Here is a 24,117-nt window from a genome sequence, read left to right as displayed (position 1 = left end):
AAGATAGCAGATGGATTGGGTAGCTAAAACAGATTGCTCTCAGGCAATTTCATCTTGGGAATGGAGTTGAAATTCAAAGTTGGGATATACCTCCAAGATTTGGTTATTTGGCATAAATAATTCCCACAGGGGCAAGTCATCTGTGGTTTTCTGATCGGGAATCATCAAATTGTACAATCCAAAATCGAATAAATATAAAAACTCAACAATTTCTATTTTATGGATTTTTTGTCTACTTATTTTGGTGATTTTTTGATTGATTGATTTTTCATAATCAGATGATTTTATCAATGAATCAGAGTTTGTAGTAGCAGGATATTTTTTTCTGTAAATTGCCCAGTCCGAAGCTCTGGTGCCAAGTTGCCATTCCCCTTTAAATTCACCGCTCAGAGTGGAGGAATGATAAGGAATTTTCTTGCCAATTTCTAAACATAGTTCTTGTCCATAACCTAAACGAATCTGCCAACAAGTTTGACCATAAATAGGCTGGATTAGACTATAAAAACAATCTTTTGTGATTTTTGTTTGGGGTTTGGCTGTTGACAAAAACTTCAATGGATTCATGATTTTAAAAATTGTTTCGCTTGTTGTTATAGTTCTTGATAGGTAAAGTCGCCTCTTTTATTTTTTGTCTCGCCCAAATTGAGTTCTTTTTGTCTCTCTAAAAACCGTCCAAATTCTTTACGTTGAACTTTGGTCATATTAAATTCTTTGGCAACGTCATTGACTTGTTTAATGTCATCTTTCATTCACCAGGCTATATCGAAGAGTAGAAACTGTACATTTACTAAGTTTATTAATTTTAACCTGATTTTACAGTGGAGCGTGGAGAGGCAACTAAAGCTTCATCCTTACATCCTGAAATTGATCGTCAAGATAATTCTAAAGGGCGATCGCCAAAATATCGGCCAATTGGGTAAGACGATAATCCACTGGCAAATCCGTTGGTAGGGAGCCATAGCCATACTCAGCAAAAATGCTTATTGCTCCACAAGCTTGCCCCATGCGAATGCCGACTTCTGCATCTTCCACATGCAACAGTGTTTGGTAATCAAAGGGAGCGAGCAATTGTTGCAGGTAACGGGGATCGGGCTTAGCAAATGGGGAATCGTCGGCCGCCAGCATGGTTTCAATGGCTGACCATAGACCCACTCCTTGTAAAGCGGCTGTTTGGGTACGGCGATCGCCGGAAGTGCAGGCTAGAATCGTGTAGTCCCGTTGTTTCAAAGTTTCTAAAACCGTTCCAGCTTGGGGCATGGGAGCCGCCAGTTGAGGCAGATTTTCGATGTAAAAAGGTTGGACAAAATCTTTAAAAATACGTTCTACTTTTTCTGTTGGACAACCTAATTTTTCTAGCATCAGGGAAGCTTTTAGTCCCACGAGGGAAACCACTGTTTGGCGATCGGGCCGAGGCAAACCCAATTGTTCAATGCCATAGGCAAAGGCTTGGTAGTTAGCTTCTTCGGAGTCGATTAGTACTCCATCTAGGTCAAAAACAATAATCTTTTTGTTAGCCATAGTTAAAATCAAATTAACAACTATTTGATTCGTTAAGAAAGTAAATTTGACAAGTTTTTAACTGAAATTTGTTTGGCAAGTAATGATACCCAAGGTTGGTTACAACAACTTTTAATTCAGCACAACTTTTGGCCGTAACACCGTGCCATGGTCTTCTGGGGTTACAACGGCAATGCCCAAGCATTTTACTGGGTCTAGATCCGATGTAATGAGTGCCACTCCGACGGGAAGATCCGGCAACAGTAATCTTTGACCATGGAACCACCTTTTTTCCAACTCACTATTTAGGCGGACTGTGGCTAAATGGCTCAACGCTTCCTGGGGAGGAATGAGGGGAATGGACTCCCCCGCCTCAGCGATTTTTTCCAAGGCCGTTAAACCGACGCTATTATCCAGGGCCATGCCACCACTCTGGTGCCGTACTAAGCCCGCCAGGGTTGCCCCCGTTCCCAGGCGATCGCCAAGGTCCCTGGCTAAAGCCCGAATGTAAGTTCCTTCCCCACAGGTAATTTGTAAGTCCAATTCCGGCTGATCCCCCGATCGCCAACCGAGCACTTTCAAGTCATCAATGGTCACCCTGCGACTGGGCACTGCTTGGGTAATGCCGGCCCTAGCCAATTCATATAACCGCTTACCATTAACCTGAATAGCACTGTATTGGGGCGGTATTTGCTCAATTTCTCCCAAAAAATCTGGTAAAAGCTGTTCAACGGCAGCTAAGGTTAAATCCGCAACAATTCGACTTTCCAGCACTTTCCCCGCGAGGTCGTCACTGTCGGTACGCACCCCAAAACGAATAATGGCTTGATATTGCTTGTCTCCGGTCAAGTAGGGCAGTAATCGGGTCGCTGACCCCACCGCCATAGGCAATACTCCCTCCGCCAAAGGATCTAGGGTTCCTCCGTGGCCCACCCGTTTTTGCCTTAATAGACGGCGCACTTTGGCCACACAATCATGGGAAGTGAGTTGCAGCGGTTTATGGAGATTGAGGAAACCAAACATAGGGGAAAATTTGCTGGAGTTAAGGGGCGGCCAACAAAAACCTTAGCAGTTCCCTTAGGTGATCGCCTGCCCTGCCCGTTGAAATAGTTATTGGATATTAGTAAAAACAATTAATTGGGATTGGGGCCTTGCCAATCTGGGCATTGTTCCGTTTCCCAGCCGTAGGGGTGCATGGCACACACCAGTAGTTGTCCGTTGTACACATAACCGTGGTAGTGCTGACAGCCTTGGCAAGCGGGCTGATGATTGGCGCTGGCTGGCAGATGGGGATTGAGACCCAAGTCCCCGTCCAGGGAAGACCAGGGCACCATGGACGAATAGCCTCGATCATTTGTTCGATTGTTCCGCCCTTCCCGGCCCTGGCGATCGCCAAATTCCCCTAGGTCGGTTAAGTCCCCGTCAAAGTCAGACAAGTCTTCCCAGAAGGTGGACCATTCTTGCCAGAACCATTGCAACTCGGTGCCTAATTCCTCTTCGATGGTTTCGGCCACTTCCCCTAGGGCGTTCTCCACGTCTTCCACCCAAGTCTCCACCGCTGTGGTCAAGGTTTCCACCGCCAACCAGAGGTTTTTCTCCCAATCTTCCATAACTGTTTTGCTATTTTTGCTATTTGCAGTGTTGACAACTTGTGGTGGACGCTGTGCCCCTTGGTTAGGGTTGACGGTTCAAACGTTGCAATTCCGCCTGCAGGGCCGCTACCTGTCGCCGCAGGGCTTCCACGTCCTCCGTTTGGGTTTGGGAGGGAGTTTTTTGGGCAAGGGGATCGGCGTTGGCGTCCTCTTCATCTGTAATGATTTCAATGCGGCGGGGTTGTTTATTTTCCCCTTCCCCATGGGCGATCGCCTCCCCCTGAGCTTCCCGAATCAACTCATCCACATAGCGGCGGGCTTCTTCTGCATTCATTTCTCCCCGTTCCACCAGGGTATCCACCAACTTCTGAGCGTGGTTGCCCAATTCCTTGATATTGCTATTGGCTGTTTCGGCGGCATAGGAAGCAATGCCAACCCCTAAATAGACTGCTTTTTGCACCAAGTCCCGCAACATAATAATTCTTACCGAAAACAACGTTGTCTTCATTTTGGCATTCCCATCTGCCAATGGCTAGCCGAGGGGAAATGTTACCAGGGGAGCAAAATCAGAACGTGTTTAAAAAGACCCCCTTACCCCCCAAATTTGGGGGGAAACAGAGGCAAAGTCAGATTTTACCAACAGGCTCTCAGGATTTTTCCGACTTAGCTTCCCTTCCCCAAACATCATCCAACAGACTGTACAAAACCGGCACCACCACCAAACTGAGTACGGAGGAGGTGAACAGGCCCCCAATGATGGCGATCGCCATGGGTTGTCTGAGTTCCGCTCCGGCCCCCCATCCCAGCGCCAGGGGGAGCATGCCCAAAATAGTGGAACTGGTGGTCATCAAGATCGGCCGCAGACGGATATGGCCCGTTTGCAATAAAGCTTCCTGGCGGGATAAACCCTGATGCCGCAGTTGGTTGGCATAGTCAATCAGGAGAATGGCGTTTTTGTCCAACAGACCCAGAAGGAAAATCAAGCCAATCAGGGAAATCATGCCAAATTCGCTCTGGGTAACCAGCAAGCCCACCATGGCCCCAACAATGGATAGGGGTAAGGAAAGTAACACCACCATTGGTTCCAGTAAACGGCGGAATAGCCCCAGAAAAATGACCGCCATCCCCAGCAAGGAAAGTAAAAAGGCGAGGGCAAATTCCCGAAATACCGATCCGACCCGGGCCGATTCCCCCTGGACACTCAGTTCCACTCCGGCGGGTAATAACTCCTCGGCGATCGCCGTCACCTGTTGGGTGAGATCCCCCAGGGCATAGTTGGGCAGTAAGGAAGCACTGAGATAGACTGCCCGTTGCCCCCGTAGACGCAAAATTCCCGTACTGTCAGGCTCCGCCCCGGTGAGGCTGATTTGGGTTAAACCTGGTAAAGCCATCACCTTTTCCTCCAGAGCTTTCCCTGTGGCTTGCAACACATCTAAATCATTGCCCAGTAAAGCCAACTTGAGGGGCGTATCGTCCCCCGTTTGCACAAAAAGGATATTTTCTACCCTGGTGGTTACCCGGGGAATTTCCGGCAACGCTTCCCGCACTTCCGTTTGCACCGTTTGGGTCGTCACCTGGCGATCGCCGTCCAGCTTGACATAGATTTTGCCCTGGAGGGGATTGCCCTGGGTACCCACCACGGTGAACGTTTCTGTCACAGTCGGATTGGCCAAAATAGGGGGTTCTAACTCTTCCGCCACTCGCCGACCCCGTCGCAACAGCACCGCCTCAGGATTAGTGGCTAGTTGATCAATCCAGCCAAAGGCTCCGCCCGTGCCTCCTTCATTACTGTTACTGCTGTTATTTTCACTGGGGGGAGCAGACAAGGCCCCAGCAATTTTGGGGGGAGCAGACTGGAAAATGACGTTAAATTCGCCCCGGTCGAGGGTGGGAATAAAACCCTGGGGAATGAGGGGAATAATGGCCAAGCCCCCCATCAAACTGGCTAAGGCCAAGGCCACAATCCACCAACGGTGTCCCAAAGACCAAGCTAAAACCTGTTGGTAACGATCGCCGAGGAGATCCAAACCCCGACTGAACCAAGAACCGGATCGTTGGGGTTGAGGACGTAGCCACAACACTGTCAGCACTGGGGAAAGGGTTCGGGCCACCAGCAGGGAGACCATCACAGCGGCGGACACGGTGACGGCAAAGGGCAAGAAAAATTCCCCCAAAGTTCCCCCCAACAAGGCAATGGGTAAAAACACCACCACAATGGAGAAAGTAGTAGCAGATACGGTCAAGCCAATTTCTTCGGTGCCATTTTTGGCGGCCCGCTTGGGCGGTTCCCCCGCTTCAATGTGCCGAGCAATATTTTCCACATCGACAATGGCATCGTCCACCACAATGCCGATAATTAAAGCTAAGGCCAGCAGGGTCAGGGTTTCTAGGTTAAAGTCCAACGCCGCCATCACAATAAAGGTGCCCAGCAAAGAAAGGGGGATGGCGATCGCCGAAATCAAAGTGGCCCAGCCGCTACGGAGAAAGGGATAAATAATCAACACCGCCAAGATGATCGCCCCCAACAGGGCTTCAATGGTGGCCTGGGTTGCTTCCCGGATATAACCTGCTGTGGTTTCCGCTTCGATGAATTGTAACTGGGGCAAACTGGGGGCCTGCGCCGCAATCAACTGTTCCACCAGGTCTACCACCTCCAGGGTATTGGCCTGGGCCGTTTTCACCACCTGCACCGCCAACACATCCTGGCCGTTATGGCGAGTCAACGTGGGGGGATTGATGGTTTGTTGAGCCGATGCCTTGACCCCTGGCGATCGAAAGTTAGCATCCCCTAGTAAGTCCACCCGCAGTACCCCATCAATGTTCTGGAGCTTGGGTATTATTTCTTGCCGCAACGGCTCTGCCATTTCCTCTAGGGATAATGTCTCGGACGCCACAGCATAGGTCACCGCCACCGATTCGTTCAGGTTATAAGGAGAAACGGTAATTTCACTGCCCGCCGGTAGAGTTACCCCCTGTAAAGATTGCTCCACCGCCGTGGTGGCCTGTTCCAGGGATTGCCCCATTAAAAAAATCACCGATGCCACTGTTTGCCCTGGGTAGGTGGACGATTGCACATCCGCATCGGCAATGGTAATTAGTTTTTCCTCCAGGGGAATGGTCAACTTCTGCTCTGTTTGGGCTAAATCCAAGCCCGAACCACTGCTCTGGACGATCACCACCGGGAAGCTCACTTCCGGAAACAGGGCATATTTGAGGGAGATAAAGGCCAATAGCCCCGCCACGGCGATCGCCAACCAAAAACCGATGGTGAAACGGGGATGGTCAATGGCCCAATGGGAAAGATTCCAGCGGGGAGCATGGGGGGACTGCATCGAGGGAATTCCTAAATTCTTTGGGGTGGGATTAGCTAAAAATGGATTGATCCGCACCTCGGCTAATCTAGCAGAACATGGCCCAGGGCAATTCCTCCTAGCGGTTGGGCCAGTTAAGACCCCTGGAAATCTGTTACTATCCCCAAAAGGTAAACTAGCCCCCCTTTTGAACCAGCTTTTTCGTAAACTTTCGTGATTTTTGAGCAAGGCATTGAAATTAACGCCAGTGCCACAGTGGTAGAACGGTGTTTCACTGATTTGGAGCTAATGCAACTCTGGCTCAACCCGGCCCTCCGTTGTGAACCCATCGGTCAATGGTCCACGGCGATCGGCGGCCGGAGTCGTTTTACCATCCAAATTCCCCTGCTCAAGCCCAGCTTGAAAAGTGTAGTGGTGGAGCGATCGCCAGGGCTAGTGGTGTGGCAGTTTAAAGGATTTTTCCAAGGACAAGACCGTTGGGAATGTCGCCCCCTGGAGGAAGGTACCTATTTGCTAAACCGATTCGAGTTCACTGTACCGAATCCCATTGTGCAATGGGGCTTTCAAATGTTTGCGGCCCGCTGGACCAGTGCAGATATGCAAGCCCAACTGCGACGGTTAAAACAGGTGGCGGAAAGGGAATATATCAACAGTGGCCTACATAGTTAATTAACGGGCAGTTTCCCTACTAAAATCCTGGGCTAAGCTGGAAGAAATAACCAATGGCGATGAGTAGGAGGTTGGCAGTGAAAGTGGAACGTCCCGATTCCCAGCAATTGACTGCGGAAGAAACCCAAGAATTAGCCTATTTGCGCACCCTGATTGAGCAAGCCGTGGCCGATGGCGTGGTTACCAAGGAAGAGGAATCCAACATTAGGGCTCGGGTGCTACATTCCAAGCCCCGGTATGAGTTGCTCTCCCAGGAACTAGCCATGTACCGAGAACTGGTCACCAGCAAAGTTAATGCTGGTTTACTGGCAGGGGAAATCTTTACGGATTTTTAACTGGAAAGTCTCATCCAACCTTGCTCTAGCTTCTGCCAAAATTTTGCTGAACCAGCGGTGTGCCTAGGAGCCTGGGCAAATTCTTGGAAGCCATTTAAAAAGCCCCCTGGCTATCTAAGTTGGGGGAAAACTGGGGAACGGTCCCCCAGAATTGCGATCAATTTAGAGGGCAAACGAGAACGGCGTCAATGCTCTTAGTTGAAATCTAGAGAGGCCAGCGCCAATTAACAATTTCCGGCATATCCATACCGTGTTCGTAGGCGTAATTGGTGCAATCAATCTGCATATCCTTGAGCATCTCCTTGATGTGGGCTCCAGCCACCCGCAATTGAGGTAGGCGATCGATAACGTCAATGGCCAAGCTGAAACGGTCAATTTGATTTTGAATCGCTAAATCCATGGGGGTGTTGATGTTGCCCTTTTCTTTGTAGCCCCGCACATGGAGATTGCCATGGTTAGTGCGGCGATAGGTCAACCGATGAATTAACCAGGGATAGGCGTGGAAGTTAAAAATAATCGGTTTATTGGTGGTAAAGAGGGAGTCAAAATCTCGATCGCTCAGGCCATGGGGATGTTCGGATTCCGGTTGCAGTTTAAGCAAGTCAATTACACTGACAAAACGAATTCTTAGATCGGGGAAAAATTGCCGGAGCATGGCCGTGGCCGCCAGGGCTTCCTTAGTGGGAATATCCCCCGCCGCCGCCATCACCACATCCGGCTCCGTACCGGCATCATTACTGGCCCATTCCCAAATGTCCACTCCTTTGGTGCAGTTACGAATGGCCGCAGTCATGTCTTGATATTGCAGGTGGGCTTGCTTATCACAAACGATGATGTTGATGTAGTTTTTGCTCTGTAAACAATGGTCTGCAACGGAAAGCAGGGAATTGACATCGGGGGGCAAATAAATCCGCACTACGTCGGGGCTTTTGTTGAGAATGACATCCAAAAAGCCTGGATCTTGGTGGGTAAAGCCGTTATGGTCTTGTCGCCACACAGTGGACGTCATCAAGATATTTAGGGAAGAAATATCCGCCCGCCAGTTGAGGTGTCGACAAATATCCAACCATTTGGCGTGTTGGTTGACCATGGAGGTGATCACATGGGCAAAGGATTCATAGGTGGCGAAAAAGCCATGGCGGCCGGTTAAAAGATAGGCTTCTAGCCAGCCTTCCAAGGTGTGCTCGCTCAACATTTCCATCACCCGACCGTCGGGACTGAGTTCCCCCCCGTCCTGGTCTTCTTCGAGATATTCGGCAATCCAGAATTTTTTGCTAACTTCGTAGACCGCATGGAGTTTATTGGAACTATTTTCGTCCGGGCCAAAGAGGCGGAAATTGGTCATGTTGTTGGCCATCACATCCCGCAGAAAAACTCCCAGGGGAGCAGTGTTAGGGGCTTCAATAGTGCCTGGTTTCTCCACATCAATGCCGTATTGACGAAAGTCGGGCATTTTCAGACCCCGCCGTAACAAACCACCATTGGCATAGGGAGTGGACCCTAGACGTTTCTCCCCCTCCGGGGCGATCGCCTTAAATTCGGGCTTTAAAGTACCGTGGTCGTCGAACAATTCTTCCGGTTTATAACTCCGTAGCCAAGTTTCCAACTGTTGCAGATGGGCCGGATTCTCGTGCATGCCTCCCATGGGAACTTGGTGCGATCGCCAAAAACCCTCCACTTTATGGCCATCAACATAGTCAGGGCCAGTCCAACCCTTGGGGGTACGCATCACAATCATGGGCCAGCGAGGACGGGTAGCAATGCCACTACTACGGGCCTCAGCTTGAATTTGGTGAATTTCGGCCACGCAATGATCCAATGTAGCGGCCATGGCTTGGTGCATGGATTCAGGATCGGAACCTTCAACAAAATAGGGAGTATAGCCATAACCTTCAAACAAGGCCTTTAATTCTTCATGGCTAATGCGGGATAAAACGCTTGGGTTATTAATCTTGTAGCCGTTGAGGTGAAGTACAGGTAAAACTGCCCCATCCCGAATCGGATTAATGAATTTATTGGAATGCCAGGAGGTGGCCAGGGGACCCGTTTCTGATTCCCCATCCCCCGCTAAACCCACCACAATTAGATTGGGATTATCAAAGGCGGCACCGTAGGCATGGGATAGACAGTAGCCTAATTCTCCCCCTTCATGGATAGAACCAGGGGTTTCGGGGGTGCAGTGACTGCCAATGCCACCGGGAAAGGAAAACTGCTTGAAAAAACACTTCATGCCGGCTTCATCTTCACTACACTCGGCAAAAAAGCGGGAATAACTCCCCTCTAGGTAGCAGGGGCCCAAGAAGCCTGGCGCACCGTGGCCAGGCCCCACCATGTAGAGCAGATCCTGGTCAAATTTCCTAATAATGCGATTCAGATGGGTGTACAAAAAACTAATACCGGGACTAGATCCCCAATGCCCTAACAGACGATGTTTAATTTGTTCTGGTTGGAGGGGTTCCCGCAGCAGGGGATTATCCCGTAGATAAATCATGCCCACCGCCAAGTAGTTGGCTGCCCGCCAAAAACCGTGCAGTTGGTTCAGTTCTGTCGGCTCAAGGGGACTGCCACTTACGGTGGAGCGAGCCTGACCAAAGGGACTAAGGGAAAAGGGGGATGTGACCATGGAAAAACTCCCGGATTTGTACATTCCCCTACCAGGGTAGAACCCCCAAGTTATTTTGGCGTTAACCCAGGGAAGGACACTGCCCCAGCTCCACTGCATAGATTCCCCAGCTCTATTGCGGAGATGTCCCCGGGTCTATTGCGGAGATGTCCCCGGGTCTGCCGGATGCTCCTAGTCCCTTAGCCCCTGATCTATGGGCGAGCTTTAGAACAAGTCCATATCCGTCACAGCCCCCACACTGCTGGAAGCAACGAGCTTGGCGTATTTACCCAAAATACCAGTGCGGTAACGGGGTTGGGGCGGGGTCCACTGGGCTCGACGTTGGGCTAATTCCTCTTCGCTGATGTTGAGTTGCAGTAACCTTTGTTGGGCATCAATGGTGATTTGATCGCCTTCTTGCACTAAGGCGATCGCCCCTCCCACGTAGGCTTCGGGGGCAACGTGACCCACTACTAAACCGTAGGTGCCGCCGGAAAAGCGGCCATCGGTGATTAGGCCAACGGAGTCTCCCAACCCAGCGCCAATGATGGCGGAAGTGGGGGCCAGCATTTCCCGCATACCAGGGCCACCTTTGGGCCCTTCGTAGCGTACTACCACCACATCTCCCGCTTGAATTTTGCCGGCCAAAATAGCTTCCAGGCAATCTTCTTCTGATTCAAATACCTTAGCGGGGCCAGTCATCACAGCCTTTTTAATGCCGCTGATTTTAGCCACACTGCCTTCTGTGGCCAAGTTACCTTTGAGCACCGCTAGGTGACCTTCTTGGTAAACGGGGTTATCCCAGGCATGAATTACGTCCTGGTTGACAGGGGGTTGGTCGGGAATATCGGCTAAGACTTCAGCAATGGTTTGGCCGCTAATGGTGAGGGCATCACCGTGGAGAATGCCGTTGACCAATAACATTTTCATCACCTGGGGAATGCCACCGGCATCATGGAGATTGGTGGTGACGTATTTGCCGGAGGGTTTTAGGTCACACAGTACGGGCACTTTATGACGAATGGTTTCAAAGTCGTCCAAGCTCAAAGGCACTCCAATGGTCTTGGCGATCGCCAGCAGATGGAGCACTGCATTGGTGGAACCGCCCACAGCCATAATCACCGCAATGGCATTTTCAAAAGCTTTCCGGGTGAGAATTTGACTAGGCAAAATTTGTTTTTTAATTGCTTCCACCAAAACCTGGGCGGACGCCTCGGTGCTGTCGGCTTTTTCCCCGTCCACTGCAGCCATGGTAGAAGAATAGGGCAAGCTCATCCCCATAGCTTCAAAAGCGGAGGACATGGTATTAGCGGTGTACATCCCCCCACAGGAACCGGCTCCAGGACAGGCATTCCGTTCGATGCCATAGAGAGTATCCTCATCAATTTTGCCGGCGCTGTACTGTCCCACCGCTTCAAAGGCACTGACAATGGTCAAATCTTCCCCGGCATAATGCCCCGGTTTGATGGTGCCGCCATAGACAAAGATGGAGGGAATATTGAGGCGAGCCATGGCAATCATTGCCCCCGGCATATTCTTATCACAGCCTCCGATCGCCAGCACCCCATCCATACGTTGGCCATTGCACACCGTTTCGATGGAATCGGCAATCACTTCCCGGGAAACTAGGGAATATTTCATCCCTTCCGTACCCATGGAAATACCGTCACTAATGGTGATGGTGCCAAACAATTGGGGCATGGCTCCTGCGGTGCGTAAGCCGGCCTCGGCCCGTAGAGCCAGATCATTGATGCCCATATTGCAGGGGGTAATGGTGCTGTACCCGTTGGCAATGCCCACAATGGGTTTAGTAAAGTCATCATCGCCAAAACCAACGGCCCGGAGCATGGCCCGGTTGGGACTGCGTTGGGTTCCCTGGGTAATTACCTGGCTTCTGGGATTGTTGGACATTGTTCTCTCCTGTCTCGTAGCGAATCTATGCTTCCATCCATTGTCGATGGTTTATTACCCTTTGCTCAAGCCTGGCCACAAAAAGTCAACTTTCAGCCATTGATGTCCCCTTTGGTTACCATTGTCCCCACTGCCCCCGGCAATAGTTAAACTAAATATACTAAAATCTTTCTTGATTTAAATTCCCATAATTTTTCCTTGAACCATGGCCCTAATAGCAAGACTGATCGGCATAGTTCTCATTGGCACTGGAATTTACTTTCTTGGTAACAACATTATTTTCACCACCAACGTTTATCCCTATTTTTGGCGGGGCATTGCTGCCGATGGCTCAATTTTGGCCCTCATTGCCGGGGTGATGATGTTAGTCTTTTTGCCCGCTAGGGAAAAATCCTGGGGCTGGATACCGATTATCATCGGCGTGGTGCTGGTGTTTTTTAGCAGTCGAGCCATTCTGAACCCCACTAGTCTGTGGCAATTTCTGCTTTCCTTTGCTTCCATGGCCGTTGGCTATAAATTGGCCACCCAAGGCCGCCTGTAGAAACTAGGTCTTGTGGGAGAAGTCGAAGGCCATGGCCGCCTAGCATTCAATGCCCAGGTGATCAATGTATTACCGGCGCTTTCGAGAAAATTCTCCCGATCGCCAATTAACTAGAGGGGAAAACGCTTCATTTGTTGCACCGCAATGCGAGCATTCCGTTTTAGTCGGGGGGAAAGGTGGGGCACCTGGGGAATTTGCCAGAGTAAATCTACTGTGCGCCGGAAAAGCCGGACTAAATCCCCTTCATCTAAGCTGGTCTGACGACAAAGATTTTCCCACTCCATGCCCAAAGCCCACTGTTCCACCAAACCCATAAAATCCACTTCCAACCAGAGGGGAATGGCGATCGCCCGTTGATTTTGAGCTTTGATCAATTTGCGTCGCAGATCCCAGAGGTTAAGCCGTTGCAAATGATCAGCCACCGTCATGGCTTGCCAGAGAGCGAGGGTGGGTTGGGGATGTTTAAGACAAAACAACAGGCCAAATAAATCATCGCTGGGACGGAGGGCGGCCAACACCGCAGGGGAAGGTTTGAAATCAGTCCAAGCATCGGAACGGGGAGTTTCCGTAATCAGGGCACTGGCAGCGGCGGCCAATTGTTCCGGCTCCAAATCATTGAACTTACCGGAAATGAGGGCTAAACCCAGCCACAATTCATTTTCCCCCCGCAGGGTGGCAGCCACTTCTCCCAAAAGCGTAGGGGTGTATTCCTCCAGAGCTTCCATTTCCTGCAAGATGTCGATCAAGTCCAAAAACTCTTGCCAATAGTAGGACTGACGGGATTGCAGACGGTCATATTCCTGTTGTCGTTTGCTCAGGGTTTTACGCAATTCCTGCCGTTGGTGGAACTGCTCCAACAGTTTGCCGGGATGTTTTTGGCTAGCCAGGGGATGAACCGCCAACAGTGTTTCCACATGGTCTACCCTGGCCTTTTGCTCCACTAATTCTGGGCTCGGGGCCAAGGGATAGGCCTGGGGATCTAATCCCTCGGCGATCGCCAAAGTTTCCTCATCGCCTTTCACTGGTTTACCCGGAGCCAACAATTCTGCCGGGGGTGGAGTCAAATTCTGCCATTGGGCTGGGGAAAAATTACCCATGGGCACTGCGTAAATATCCCCCACAGTGACGTGGTACCAACGGTTATCACTGGCTAGGCAACACCATTGGGGCAGATTATGGGCCGGGGCCAAGGGAGTCACAATGACCGCTAAACGAGGTTGATGGGTTTTGACGTGGCGACCTTTGAGATATAAAAGTTGACCCGGTGTCAGGGTTTTGAGTTGATCCTTTAACTGTTGCTTCCGTTCTTTTTCTGCCTGTTGCTCCAGGATTTTCAGTAATCTTTGTTCTTCCCGCAATCGTCCCCGGAATTTTTCGTAACTGCGTAGATCCTTTTCCCCAATGCCCGCCAACTTAATATCCAATTGGGATAATTTTTTCACCGTTTCGGCGATCGCCACCTTGGTGGGTTCCAGGGCAAACTGGGCCAAGTATTCGGCAAAGCTCCGCTCCAGCAGACTTTTTACTTCTTCCAAATCATGTTTTTGCAACAGATTCAGCACCATGCCATAGGAAGGGGTAAACCAACTCTTTAACGGTTCTGCCTCCGCTAGGGCCAAGTAAGATGCCTCTTTCGCCCCTTCAAAGGGAGTTTGCACCGTAATCACATGGCCTTCGATATCCATCCCCCGCCGCCCGGCCCGCCCCGCAATTTGCAAAAATTCCGAAGGACTAAGCATGGCGTGCCCTTCATTGGTCCGTTTTGAGAGGGCAGAGATCACCGTCGTGCGGGCTGGCATATTAATCCCCGCCGATAGGGTTGCCGTGGCAAACACAACTTTGATCAAGCCCTGCTCAAATAACTTTTCCACCAGGGTTTTCATATCCGGCAAAATACCCGCATGGTGTACCGCAATGCCCCGTAAAAGGGGTTCAATCTGCTCCAACCGAGTCATGGGGGAAGATTGGGCAATCCAGCCCCAGAGTTTGAACATACCTTCCGGGTCGATCGCCAGGGCAGTTAATAGTTTTTGGGCGGCCGCACCATCCTGGGGATAATCCAAATAGGTAATGACCGCTTGGACCATATCCGGTAAACTATCCGCCAAATCCCGTTCTAACTTCTGCCGCAGTAGGGGATTTTTGCCAAAGAAAAAATCGAGCAGTTGCAGTTGGATACTTTCCTGTTCCGCCGGTTCCACCAAAGATAAATCTTCCAAGGATTGGGCCGCCTGTTCGCAGCCCCGACGACTAAAAATCACATAAATTACCGGCAACAAATTCCTTTCCTGTAGCTGTTGCATCACTAACAGGGGATAGGGACAATCTTCCCGACGCATCCGTCGATTTTTACCAGAACGGGTATTTTTATTGCCAGCTTTGGGTAGTAAACGGGCATTAACCCCGGTTTTTTTCTCATTCAACAGGGGAAATAAACCTTTGCGGGTGCTGTAGTGAAAGGTGAGGGGCACCGGACGAAAATCGGAATTGACCAATACACAGGGGGGAGAATCATTGTGTTGTTCCCCTTGACGCAAGACTTTCAGGGATACCCCAGTGCGGACTTGGTTAATCCATTCTGTCAATTGTTCTGGGTTACCAATGGTGGCGGACAAACCCACCAGTTGAATGGTGCTGGGACAGTAAATGATTGACTCCTCCCATACGGTGCCTCGGCCCCGGTCGCTAATGTAATGGACTTCGTCAAACACCACCGTTTCCACATCTTCCAAAGAAGTCCCCACTTCCCCAATGGGGGTTTCGTAGAGCATATTCCTAAAGATTTCCGTGGTCATTACCACCACTGGAGCATCGGCATTGATCACCGTATCGCCGGTAATTAAGCCCACCAATTGTTCAGCATTTTCTAGGCCTAACTTCTCTAATTTTTCCTGGAAATCCCGAATTTTTTGATTGGATAAAGCTTTGAGGGGGGTGGTATAAAAAACCCTTTTTCCCCGGGCAATGGCCCGATAGATGGCATATTCTCCCACCACCGTTTTACCGGACCCTGTGGGGGCACACACTACCACTGACTGGTCTTGATCCAGGGCGGCGATCGCCTCTTGTTGGAAGTCGTCCAATGGAAAAGCAAACAGATCAGCAGGGGAAGCGTAGGCTAAGGTTTTCACAGATTTAGGCAAAAGGGTGATTAGGTTCCCATTTTATCTGGTTATCCTGGGGGCAATCCAAACCACGTCTTTTCTGCTTATGCCTTAGCACTGCCATTACCAAACCCGAGGCTGGAAGGTGGCGGGGGTATCTAGTTCAAAGATTTCATCCCGAATGCGGGCAGTGTATAACCCAGCCTTGAGTACCTCTTCTTTGACCGCATTGGACAGATCCACCGCAGCGAGGATGCCATATAACTTTTTGTCTTGGTGTTCAGGGAAAAATTCTCGAAAACACTGGAGATGGTTAATTAGTTGACCGATGGATTCTGAGCGGGCATGGCTTTTGACTTCCACAACGATGGCTGTTTTAACGTCTCCGTTGGCATAGGCCATTACATCAAGTTCAATATGTTTGCCCTGTTTGCTGACTCGAACACTAGGGGTGACCACTTCCATGCCAAATTTTTCACGGAGAATGGTTTCCATGGAGGGCAACGCTAAACCTTCCGTAAAACTGCCGAATTTTTGCCCCAGCCCGCCAATTTGTTTACCTAATTCTCGAATTTGGCGATCGGTTTTTTGGGACTGTTGTCTTAACTCCTTGATTTGGCGATCAGTTTCCTCCCGTTGTTCCCGAAACCAGCGATCAGTTTCTTCCCGTTGCTCCTGAAACCGGCGATCTGCCTCCTCCCTTTCTTCTTGAAACCGGTGATCAACTTCCTCTCGTTGCTCCTTAAGTTGGCGCTCTGTTTCCTTCTGAGCTTGGATTAGCTCTCCCAATAATTGCCAGACTTCATCCGCTGTTGTTGCCATGATCACCTAGGGTGTATTTTGATCTTTTCCTATTTTAAAGGGAGCCCGATTGAAACTTTGATAGTTATTGTTTGCCGCTGCACGATACTAAGTATTGCTTAATTCCTCCGCATGCAATGACAATTGCCTCCATTCTCAGTCAATTTTTATGTACTGTAACTTTGGCTGTGTTGATCCGGCGGCGATCGCCAAAATCTAGGCTCCCATGCCGGAATATTGTTTTAAGCCCTGGCGCCAGAGCCAACGGTTAAGCAGGGCAAATAGACCGATCCAGATACCAATAATTAATAAACTGCGAAAAAAAGGTAGAGGTAAACCAACCAAAGCGGTGGCGGGGAAGTAAACACCGTAGGGAAAGGGGGTAAGTAAAACAATCTGTCGTACTGTGTCGGGGAAAGCTTCCAAGGGAGCAATAACACCAGAGAGAAAAATGTAGAACAAAAACCAAAGGTCCTGGAGGGCGCTGGCCCGTTCCGTCCAAAAGGCACAGAGCGCAAATGTGTACTGGATTAAAAAGTAGAGAGTAAAGGAACAGGCAATGCCAATTACCCCTTGGAGAAAATACCAAGGATTGGGCAACCAAAAGGCTTCGGGATAGAGAGAGAAAAAAAGAATCGCCAAAATGCCCAAGATGGGTAAACGGGTCATTTTTTCCGCCCAGTGCCGGGCGATATGGTGCCATACCGGATCTAACGGTTGCAGTAAGCGAAATGACAAAACCCCTTCAATTACTTCCTTTTCAAATTCCCAAATTACCCAGATAGTGGTCATCTGGCGCACCACGAAGACAGCAAAAAAGTACCTGGCCACCTGGATAGCATCAAGGGTAAAGTCCCCACTCTCCGCCGCCTGCACCCACACCCCCATCAAAATTAGGGGCAGGGAACCGGACAAAATCCAGAAGAAAATTTCGGCACGGTACTCCACCATTTGGGCAAAGTACACAGTCAACAGCACCCGCAATTTGTGGGGAAAACGACCCATGATATCGGTTGATTGGAACAGTAACCCCCATCAGGATTTCTGGAGGGAGTAAGTTCACTTTAACTTGCTTTTTCCTCAGCGGGAAAGGGCAACACCGGCAGGCGATCGCCCCGGAACACTTCTTCAGACAGTTTACCCAGGGCTTCACTGCGGCGACCAAAACAACGGGCCAAACCGAGGGCGGATAGAATTGGCAGAGTTGCGGCACTTAAAACTAAGTTGGTTAAAGGATCCATGGCGATCGACTAGGTGGGAAATTTACGTTTTTTTCTTGGTAAGCTCAACCAATTGGTTCAGCTCATCCACCATTATGGGCAATGGAGAATTTTTCAGTCAAAATCCAGGCCCACAGTGTGTGAATTAACGGGGCCAGAGTTTACGCCACCAGGGAATAGCATCTTGGGGCCCTTCTAAGTAATCAATTTTGTCCTCAATTTCCGTCAGGGGCCACCCGGTTAAATTAGCGAGGGTTTTAGCCTCTTCCCGTTGGCGTTTTTGCACTGTTTGACGGTATTCCTTCGCGGCGGTGCAACTCATTTCCCCTCGGTAGGGGCGACGCAACACATAACGACCCTGGAATAAATCCTGGTTAGCGGTGTTTTGGAAGCGCAAATCCTCGGGAAATTTATTAGGCGTATAGCGCAAGTGTAAACGGGTGATAAACACATTGCTCGTGCGGGGCACAGGCATACCCCGGAAAGTCGAATTGGAGTCGGCATCGGGCTGGTCCAACCAAAACACCCCGGCTTCTTTCAGTTCTTGGGGAGAAAGGGGATCGGCGGAACAGGGGTCACAACTGCCCATATCCCAGGAATATTCCAAAAAAGCCACATTTTTGCTGGAGCGTTTGTAGGCGGTGTCGAACATGGCGCCATAGAACTGTCCAAATTCCCCCTGAACGAATTCCGGTAAATCCAGATTGGAGGGGATTTTTTCAGTGCGGTAGTTGGTTATTTCCACTGCGCCCCGGGGCGATAACAGATAAACAATCAATTCCTGGGGGCCGTCCGCATTCACCATGCCCAAACGGATTGGCAACATAAACCGGGGGGATTCGTAGGCCATCATCAACGGTCGCAGGGCTTGAAATCCTTGGCGATCAAATTCTTTCAAGTTAACTTTGGCCACAAAAAACTTTAACCCCTGCTTGATGTAGGCTCCGAGCACGTCGGTGGCCCCCGCAGGGATGCGGTAATTATTTTGACTTAACCAAGTTTCTAAGCCATTGGATTCCTTGGCACTGAGGATGAGAATGTCATATTCCCCCACGGAAAATTGATTTTCAATGGTCACCCCCAGGGCTTCATTGCTGACTTTTTCTTGGGCTCCCCGACTCATGCTGGGGGCAGCGGGCATAGCATCCATAAATTGACGGTCACCGTAACTGTCACAGGGATTACTATCAAAATATTCCACTAAACGGGGGGCACTAAAATTGTCCAAACGCTCAATAATTTTCCTTTCCCCCACGTTCACTTGGTCTTCTTGCAAAACCACCGGCACCGGTATTACGAGGGCAAAGTCTTTCGCTTCTCCTTGGTAATCGTTGGCCATGGTGAGCACTGTCCGATCGCCGTCTTTGGCAATAATTACTTGGGAGGCATGGTTATAAAGACTGGTGTCGGCCTGGGCTACATAAAAGCCACAAAAAGCTAGGGCTGGCTGCACAAAAAGCAATAGGCCCAGCAAACAAACTACTAAGATTACCCCTGGACGAAGATAGGCAAAAATTTTCCGGATGGCTTTGTCCATGGTTGTGGGTCCCGCTAGGTTGAAAACTGTCGAGATGATCGCTGGCAATCTGCAATATAGTCCGCATTATCGGCGATCGCCATCAGCAAATTGATGAAAGTTTGTTAATTTTTGGATCATCATACTGTCGAGGGAAGATCAGCTTCGTGAATGATTGTTAAGTTAGAAGTAATGATTTAATCATTCACCTTACTCCTCCCACTAAAAATTATGTTACTTTTCCTACTTCCAGGCAGCGGCGATCGCCTGGCCAAATTTTCCACCGCCCTACTAAGCTTTGCCCTTGTGGGACTAGGAAATTTAATCGCTCCGATTGCCGTTGCAGCCCAGAATATTCCCCTGCGCCAAGGTGTGCATTTTTACGGCGAGTCTGCCCAGCCGGGGGTGGTGGGCCAGGAATATTTCATCTTTCAAGTACGGGGTGATCAACTGAGGGGAGCCTTTTTTGCCTACTATTCCGAGTTTGCTTGCACCCATGGCACCGTTTCCGCCCAGGCGTTGAATTTAGTGGTGGAAGACTCCTATGGCGAGCAGCCCCCCAACCGTTTTGCCCTGGCCCTTGTGCCCCGATCGCCGGTGGCCCGCAGTGGCAACAATATTGATTTGACGTTGCAAGGCTTAGAAGAAATCAGCACCGTCGGCACAACGGAACAGGACATTTTAGCTGCCTGTTTGTAAAGGTAGTCAAAATCAGTTTAAAAAAATCCGTTTAAACTTTCTCCTACGGCATCACACCAAACTTGTTTTCCCTTCTTTGCCCAGGGGTGGGATCAATCCGGCGGTGTCCTACGTCACAAAACCGGTAGGGTGGAATATGGCCATATTGCCAAGGAGTTTGATTTTTCATGGGCATGATTGACTGGGCCATTGTGTTGGTCTATTCGGTGATTGTTATTGTCATTGGGGCGATCGCCAGTCGCAAACAAGATAACACTGATGAATATTTCCGGGGTGCGAAGCAAATTCCCTGGTGGGCCCTGGGTTTTTCCATCATTGCCACATCTTTTTCCGCCGCTTCCCTACTGGGGGGCCCAGGGGAGGGTTATGGCCACGGCTTCTTGTATTTGCAATTGCAGTTGGGGGATCTAATTGGCTATGGCCTAGTCATTGCCGTCTTTTTGCCATTTTTTGTCCGGCTCAATCTCACCACCGCCTACGAATACCTGGAAAAACGCTTTGATGCCAAAACCCGTTCCCTCGGTTCCCTTTGTTTTCTGCTGTTTGTCATTGCCCGCCTAGGGGGACTTTTATATGCTGCCGCCCTGGTGTTATCGGTGCTGACAGGCATTAGTACGAACACTGCCATTTTGATGGTGGGGGTGGTCTCGATTATTTACACCGTGGCCGGGGGCATCACTGCGGTGGTCTGGACCGACGTGTTGCAATTTGGCATGATTTTCGTCGGCTTGGGGGCAGGCATTTGGGCCGCAGTTACCGCCGTGCCTGGAGGCTTTGGGGAACTATGGCGCATCGCTGGGGAAAACGGCAAATTAGTGGTGTTTAACTTCGATTGGGATCCGGCCTCCATTCGTTCTCTGCCCACCGCCCTTTTGGCCTACGGCATTTTAGCTTTTGCTGTGGCGGGCACTAACCAACAATCGGTCCAACGTTATGTTTCCTGTGCTGATGAAAAATCGGCCCGGAAAGCGATTCTCCTGGGCTGGTTTTCTGGTTTTGTGGGGGTGGCGGCCACCCTTTTGCTGGGAGTTTTACTGTTTAGCTTCTACCAGTTACAGGGAAATTTACCCGCAAATGTTAAGCCCGATGAAATCCTCTCCTATTTCATTCTCAACCAGGTTCCCCCTGGGGCATCAGGTTTTTTAGTGGCGGCTATTTTTGCAGCGGCCATGTCCTCCATTGATTCGGCATTGCATTCTCTGGCAACTTGTATGACGGTGGATTTTTACGACCGTTACATCAACGTCCGAGCCAGTGAAATTCTTTCCGTGCGAGTGGCCCAGGGATTAATTATCGTTTGGGGAATAGTGGCAATTTTTTCCGCCATTTATGCCGCTTCCACTGGGCAAGATTTACTGGAATTTTTAGTGTCCTACACCACCATGTTTTTGGGACCGCTGTTGGGTATTTTCCTGATGGGAGTCTTGTTTCCCCGCATCAATGCCCTAGGAGCTTTTTACGGCACCGTGGCGGCGGTGTTGCTCGTCATCGTGGCTTCCAATGTGGGCTGGCTTACCTTTCCTGGCATTTGGCGATCGGCGGTTACTGCTCCCCTAGCAGTTCTGCTGGGTTTAGGCATTTCCCTATTCGCCAGCGCCCCAACCTCCAAACATTTACTCGGTTTGACTATTTGGCATCCGGCAGCAGCTACTCCAGGGCCAAATGCCGTGGCCAGACCAGGGGCTGATGACCAGGATTTGGAGGATTGAACTAAATGGGCAAATATGGGTCAGATCAAATCTAACCCTTTGCCGACGGTTGGGACTATGGGTTTTAGAAATCCTCTGACGGTTGATTTGGGGCAAAACTAGATCAAAGCTCCCCATCGTTTACAGATCAAACTGTTTAATTGTTTAGACTCTTTGCTATGAAATACACATTACTTTTAGCCACGGCGATCGCCACTTTTGTCGGAGGCCTAACTCTAGGTCAATGCCAAGCCACGGCCCAGGGAAGGGAACCATTGATGGTGGCCCAATCCCCCAACCAAAATTTGCGGAGTTTTTTTGAAACTGGCCGTCCCCAATCCCAAGACACTCTGCGATTTCAAAGTCCCCCCAGCAGTGTGCCCCCCATCCGTACCAATGCTAATAATTGGCAGTTGATTGTTTTTAGCCAAGGCAATGTTTCTTTTTGGATGCCCCCTGGAATTTTGGCGCAGGATAGCGTGGTCATTGGCACTTCAGAAGGGGATTTAAATTTTCAAACCTTGACTAGCACCGATAACGATCATCGCTATGTGGCGGCCTATGCCACGGGGTTAACTGAGCAACAAATCAACGATCCCATGGCCTTATTTACCGCCATGCAAGCCAGGGTAGCTCCGGCGGAAACCTTTTCTCTGATGAATGAGCGCCCGGTGACGTTGGGAGATTATCAAGGCTCGGAATTCACGTTTGAAAGTGATACGGAAAGGGTGATTTTTCGTACCTATTTAGTGGGGGATAAAATCTATGCCATGGGGGTCATACAGCCCTTGAATAGTACCAGGGATAATGCGGCTCGTACTTTTCTCAATGCGTTGCAGTTCATTGATAGCTGATGTCATGGTCACACCGGAATGAACTTCAACCGGGCGATCGCCAAAATTTCTAGGGGAGAAGACAAAAGCCTGTCCTAATCTCCCCGATTTTTACCTGATTCCCAGCGAAATAGCCCAGCCATCAGGGCCACTACCCCCAATTGCAGGGCCAAATTAGGCAAAATTTCCGCGGGATCGTAGCCGGCCAGGAGTCGGAGACTAAAAATAAACACGCCAATCAGGCCAGAAGCCCCCAAACCGAGGTAAATAAATTTACGTAAACCTCGATAGGGAGCCTCGGCCTCAGCCTTTAAGCGTTCAAATTGGTTTTTATTATTCGGCAAAATTTTGAGGGAATTGGGTCAGAAAATTACAACAACTTTTCGATGTCCGCCGCAATTTCATCGGGTTTGGTGATGGAGCCGTAGCGTTTGACCACTTTACCCTGGCGATCGACCAAAAATTTGGTGAAATTCCATTTAATGTCCTCCGCATTGCCCAAAAAAGGAATGGCCATACCGGGGCTAGCTTCAGTTAAAAACTTAAACAAGGGATGGGCATTGGAGCCATTGACTTCCACCTTTTCAAACACAGGAAAGGTTACTCCATAACGGGTTTCGCAAAAGTTTTTAATTTCCCCTGAGCCACCGGGTTCCTGCTGGCCAAACTGATTACAGGGAAAACCAAGTACCGTAAAACCCCGATCGCCAAATTGGTTCTGTAGGGTCTGGAGACCTTCGTATTGGGGGGTGAAGCCGCATTGACTGGCAGTGTTGACAATCAATAGCACCTTACCTTCAAAGTCCCTCATCGCTACGGAGGAACCATCCAAGGCATTGGCAGAAAAACCGTAGATTGTGTTGTTGGCTTGGGCAGTCATAGAATTAGTGAAGTAAAAACAGTAAAAAAAGACTTGTCTAACTCAACAAATCAATCAACAATTTATGTAGTCTAACAAAAACTCAGAGGGGAGCAGATTACGCTCAGGAGAAAGGGAATGGCATTCAGCTGCATGGTGTTTGCGGTGGCGGGACTAGGCACTGACCACGTCCCCCATCAGTAGTCCAGCAATGAGTAACGATAGCAGAGCCACACAAAAGTCAAGAATTTGTGGATCTAGGCGGCGAGCGATCCAATATCCTAGGGAAACCCCCAACAAACTGGTGGAAATGAGGGCTAAGGCTGAGCCGGCAAACACTACCCAGGGAGATTGGGATTCGGCGCTAATCAATAATGTACTTAGTTGGGTTTTATCACCCATTTCCGCCAAAAAGATGGTTAAGAAGGTGGAGAAGAATACCGGGCGAAAATAATTGGGAGAGGCTGGTAGATCTTGGCTCACGGCAGTTCGACTAGATGGAAGTCAAGCGGTAATGGTGGGGACGCAGCGATGCATTGACCCTGGTCCTTCTGACAGCCTAGCGGATCGGGGGACAGGAAATGTTTTCCTCTTTTTCCAGGGCCAATTCCAACTCTGCGACTAAGACTATGGGTGCCACAGTTGCGGGGATAGCCAAATCCCTTAAATCCAATCTTCCTCTTCATCAGCAGCGTTACTTTCTCCCGTTCCGGGGGGATTTGGCGCAGAATTGATGATCCGATAGGGGGCATCATACACACCCCTTGGACCAGGGGACTGGGTATCCGATTGCTCGTTTTTATCAGCTTTCGGTCGGGCAGGGCGATATTGCTGGGAGTAGATGGTGCCTTCTCGCTTAGTATTTTGGGGCGTTTGGGGGGCTTCAAATTGTCGTAGATCCGGCAAAGGTTCCCTGGGGGGTGGGGGCGCTATTTCCTC

Annotated in this window: 24 protein-coding genes and 2 pseudogenes; 7 read left to right on the top strand and 19 right to left on the bottom strand. The window is 49.9% G+C overall.

Going from position 1 to position 24,117, the window contains the following annotated elements; translation table 11 throughout:
• Positions 1-39: 39 nt before the first annotated feature.
• The 7 genes from IQ217_RS08980 to IQ217_RS08950 all read right to left on the bottom strand — a co-directional run bounded on the left by IQ217_RS08980 (position 40) and on the right by IQ217_RS08950 (position 6,421).
• Positions 40-564, bottom strand: coding sequence for a hypothetical protein (locus IQ217_RS08980; protein ID WP_194019690.1), 525 nt, complete (start codon positions 562-564; stop codon positions 40-42).
• A 26-nt stretch (positions 565-590) separates the two neighbouring features.
• On the bottom strand, positions 591-749 hold the full coding sequence (locus IQ217_RS08975; protein ID WP_194019689.1) for a hypothetical protein: 159 nt from the start codon (positions 747-749) through the stop codon (positions 591-593).
• A 133-nt stretch (positions 750-882) separates the two neighbouring features.
• The gene (locus tag IQ217_RS08970) at positions 883-1,518 is read right to left on the bottom strand and encodes an HAD family hydrolase (RefSeq protein ID WP_194019688.1); all 636 of its coding nucleotides are present in this window, start codon (positions 1,516-1,518) and stop codon (positions 883-885) included.
• Between the two features lie 111 nt (positions 1,519-1,629).
• Positions 1,630-2,520: a tRNA pseudouridine(55) synthase TruB gene (truB, locus tag IQ217_RS08965; RefSeq protein WP_194019687.1), complete on the bottom strand. Its 891-nt coding sequence runs from the start codon at positions 2,518-2,520 to the stop codon at positions 1,630-1,632.
• Positions 2,521-2,630: 110 nt separating this feature from the next.
• Positions 2,631-3,107 carry a hypothetical protein gene (locus IQ217_RS08960; protein ID WP_194019686.1) on the bottom strand — a complete coding sequence of 159 codons (477 nt, stop codon included), beginning with the start codon at positions 3,105-3,107 and terminating at the stop codon, positions 2,631-2,633.
• A gap of 64 nt (positions 3,108-3,171) precedes the next feature.
• The gene (locus tag IQ217_RS08955; RefSeq protein WP_194019685.1) at positions 3,172-3,597 is read right to left on the bottom strand and encodes a phasin family protein; all 426 of its coding nucleotides are present in this window, start codon (positions 3,595-3,597) and stop codon (positions 3,172-3,174) included.
• 139 nt (positions 3,598-3,736) lie between these two features.
• Entirely contained in the window at positions 3,737-6,421 is a 2,685-nt protein-coding gene (locus IQ217_RS08950) for an efflux RND transporter permease subunit (RefSeq protein WP_194019684.1), read from the bottom strand.
• Positions 6,422-6,613: 192 nt separating this feature from the next.
• Here IQ217_RS08950 and IQ217_RS08945 point away from each other — a divergent pair, with 192 nt between their 5' ends.
• Together IQ217_RS08945 and IQ217_RS08940 are read left to right on the top strand one after the other, a co-directional pair.
• On the top strand, positions 6,614-7,069 hold the full coding sequence (locus IQ217_RS08945) for an SRPBCC family protein (protein WP_190599532.1): 456 nt from the start codon (positions 6,614-6,616) through the stop codon (positions 7,067-7,069).
• Between the two features lie 77 nt (positions 7,070-7,146).
• Positions 7,147-7,404 carry a hypothetical protein gene (locus tag IQ217_RS08940; RefSeq protein WP_338116537.1) on the top strand — a complete coding sequence of 86 codons (258 nt, stop codon included), beginning with the start codon at positions 7,147-7,149 and terminating at the stop codon, positions 7,402-7,404.
• Positions 7,405-7,609: 205 nt separating this feature from the next.
• Here IQ217_RS08940 and IQ217_RS08935 read toward each other — a convergent pair whose 3' ends face one another.
• Positions 7,610-10,027, bottom strand: coding sequence for a phosphoketolase family protein (locus tag IQ217_RS08935; protein ID WP_194019682.1), 2,418 nt, complete (start codon positions 10,025-10,027; stop codon positions 7,610-7,612).
• Positions 10,028-10,231: 204 nt separating this feature from the next.
• Entirely contained in the window at positions 10,232-11,917 is a 1,686-nt protein-coding gene (ilvD, locus tag IQ217_RS08930) for a dihydroxy-acid dehydratase (protein WP_194019681.1), read from the bottom strand.
• Between the two features lie 27 nt (positions 11,918-11,944).
• Between ilvD and IQ217_RS19230 the strand changes: the two genes are divergently transcribed.
• The gene (locus IQ217_RS19230; protein ID WP_265583629.1) at positions 11,945-12,067 is read left to right on the top strand and encodes a hypothetical protein; all 123 of its coding nucleotides are present in this window, start codon (positions 11,945-11,947) and stop codon (positions 12,065-12,067) included.
• 55 nt (positions 12,068-12,122) lie between these two features.
• Positions 12,123-12,458 (top strand): hypothetical protein, encoded by a 336-nt coding sequence (locus IQ217_RS08925; RefSeq protein WP_190599528.1) that lies wholly within the window; start codon positions 12,123-12,125, stop codon positions 12,456-12,458.
• A 110-nt stretch (positions 12,459-12,568) separates the two neighbouring features.
• On the opposite strand, the gene IQ217_RS08920 is transcribed toward IQ217_RS08925, so the two are convergent.
• The 5 genes from IQ217_RS08920 to IQ217_RS08900 form a co-directional block, all read right to left on the bottom strand.
• Positions 12,569-15,589, bottom strand: a complete 3,021-nt coding sequence (locus tag IQ217_RS08920) for a DEAD/DEAH box helicase (RefSeq protein WP_194019680.1) — start codon at positions 15,587-15,589, stop codon at positions 12,569-12,571.
• A gap of 96 nt (positions 15,590-15,685) precedes the next feature.
• A complete protein-coding gene (locus tag IQ217_RS08915; protein WP_194019679.1) occupies positions 15,686-16,384 on the bottom strand; it encodes a DUF3782 domain-containing protein in 699 nt (232 codons plus the stop codon).
• A gap of 195 nt (positions 16,385-16,579) precedes the next feature.
• The gene (locus tag IQ217_RS08910) at positions 16,580-17,368 is read right to left on the bottom strand and encodes an ABC transporter permease (protein WP_194019678.1); all 789 of its coding nucleotides are present in this window, start codon (positions 17,366-17,368) and stop codon (positions 16,580-16,582) included.
• Between the two features lie 59 nt (positions 17,369-17,427).
• Entirely contained in the window at positions 17,428-17,604 is a 177-nt protein-coding gene (locus tag IQ217_RS08905; RefSeq protein WP_190599524.1) for a hypothetical protein, read from the bottom strand.
• A gap of 124 nt (positions 17,605-17,728) precedes the next feature.
• Positions 17,729-19,120, bottom strand: a complete 1,392-nt coding sequence (locus IQ217_RS08900) for a DUF2330 domain-containing protein (protein ID WP_194019677.1) — start codon at positions 19,118-19,120, stop codon at positions 17,729-17,731.
• Positions 19,121-19,330: 210 nt separating this feature from the next.
• Between IQ217_RS08900 and IQ217_RS08895 the strand changes: the two genes are divergently transcribed.
• Positions 19,331-19,798, top strand: a complete 468-nt coding sequence (locus tag IQ217_RS08895; RefSeq protein WP_190599522.1) for a hypothetical protein — start codon at positions 19,331-19,333, stop codon at positions 19,796-19,798.
• A 43-nt stretch (positions 19,799-19,841) separates the two neighbouring features.
• Here the strand turns inward: IQ217_RS08895 and IQ217_RS19225 are convergent, their stop codons facing one another.
• Positions 19,842-19,967: a hypothetical protein gene (locus tag IQ217_RS19225; RefSeq protein ID WP_255512826.1), complete on the bottom strand. Its 126-nt coding sequence runs from the start codon at positions 19,965-19,967 to the stop codon at positions 19,842-19,844.
• On the opposite strand from IQ217_RS19225, the gene IQ217_RS08890 reads away from it, so the two are divergent.
• The gene (locus IQ217_RS08890; RefSeq protein WP_190599521.1) at positions 19,966-21,507 is read left to right on the top strand and encodes a sodium:solute symporter; all 1,542 of its coding nucleotides are present in this window, start codon (positions 19,966-19,968) and stop codon (positions 21,505-21,507) included. The genes IQ217_RS19225 and IQ217_RS08890 overlap by 2 nt on opposite strands.
• A gap of 158 nt (positions 21,508-21,665) precedes the next feature.
• Positions 21,666-22,340 (top strand): hypothetical protein, encoded by a 675-nt coding sequence (locus tag IQ217_RS08885; protein ID WP_194019676.1) that lies wholly within the window; start codon positions 21,666-21,668, stop codon positions 22,338-22,340.
• Between the two features lie 74 nt (positions 22,341-22,414).
• On the opposite strand, the gene IQ217_RS08880 is transcribed toward IQ217_RS08885, so the two are convergent.
• From IQ217_RS08880 to IQ217_RS08865, 4 genes and pseudogenes are all read right to left on the bottom strand, one after another.
• Positions 22,415-22,663, bottom strand: a complete 249-nt coding sequence (locus IQ217_RS08880; protein ID WP_194019675.1) for a DUF3493 domain-containing protein — start codon at positions 22,661-22,663, stop codon at positions 22,415-22,417.
• Positions 22,664-22,689: 26 nt separating this feature from the next.
• A complete protein-coding gene (locus tag IQ217_RS08875) occupies positions 22,690-23,199 on the bottom strand; it encodes a glutathione peroxidase (RefSeq protein WP_190599518.1) in 510 nt (169 codons plus the stop codon).
• A gap of 153 nt (positions 23,200-23,352) precedes the next feature.
• A pseudogene (locus tag IQ217_RS08870) lies at positions 23,353-23,711 on the bottom strand (TMEM165/GDT1 family protein).
• A 130-nt stretch (positions 23,712-23,841) separates the two neighbouring features.
• Positions 23,842-24,117 (bottom strand): annotated as a pseudogene (locus IQ217_RS08865) (DUF1049 domain-containing protein); the annotation flags it as partial.

The sequence above is a fragment of the Synechocystis salina LEGE 00031 genome (assembly GCF_015207985.1).
GTDB classification, from domain to species: domain Bacteria; phylum Cyanobacteriota; class Cyanobacteriia; order Cyanobacteriales; family Microcystaceae; genus Synechocystis; species Synechocystis salina.
The sequence above is the reverse complement of the archived record's forward strand: the minus strand, read 5'-3'. Positions and strand labels throughout refer to the sequence as shown.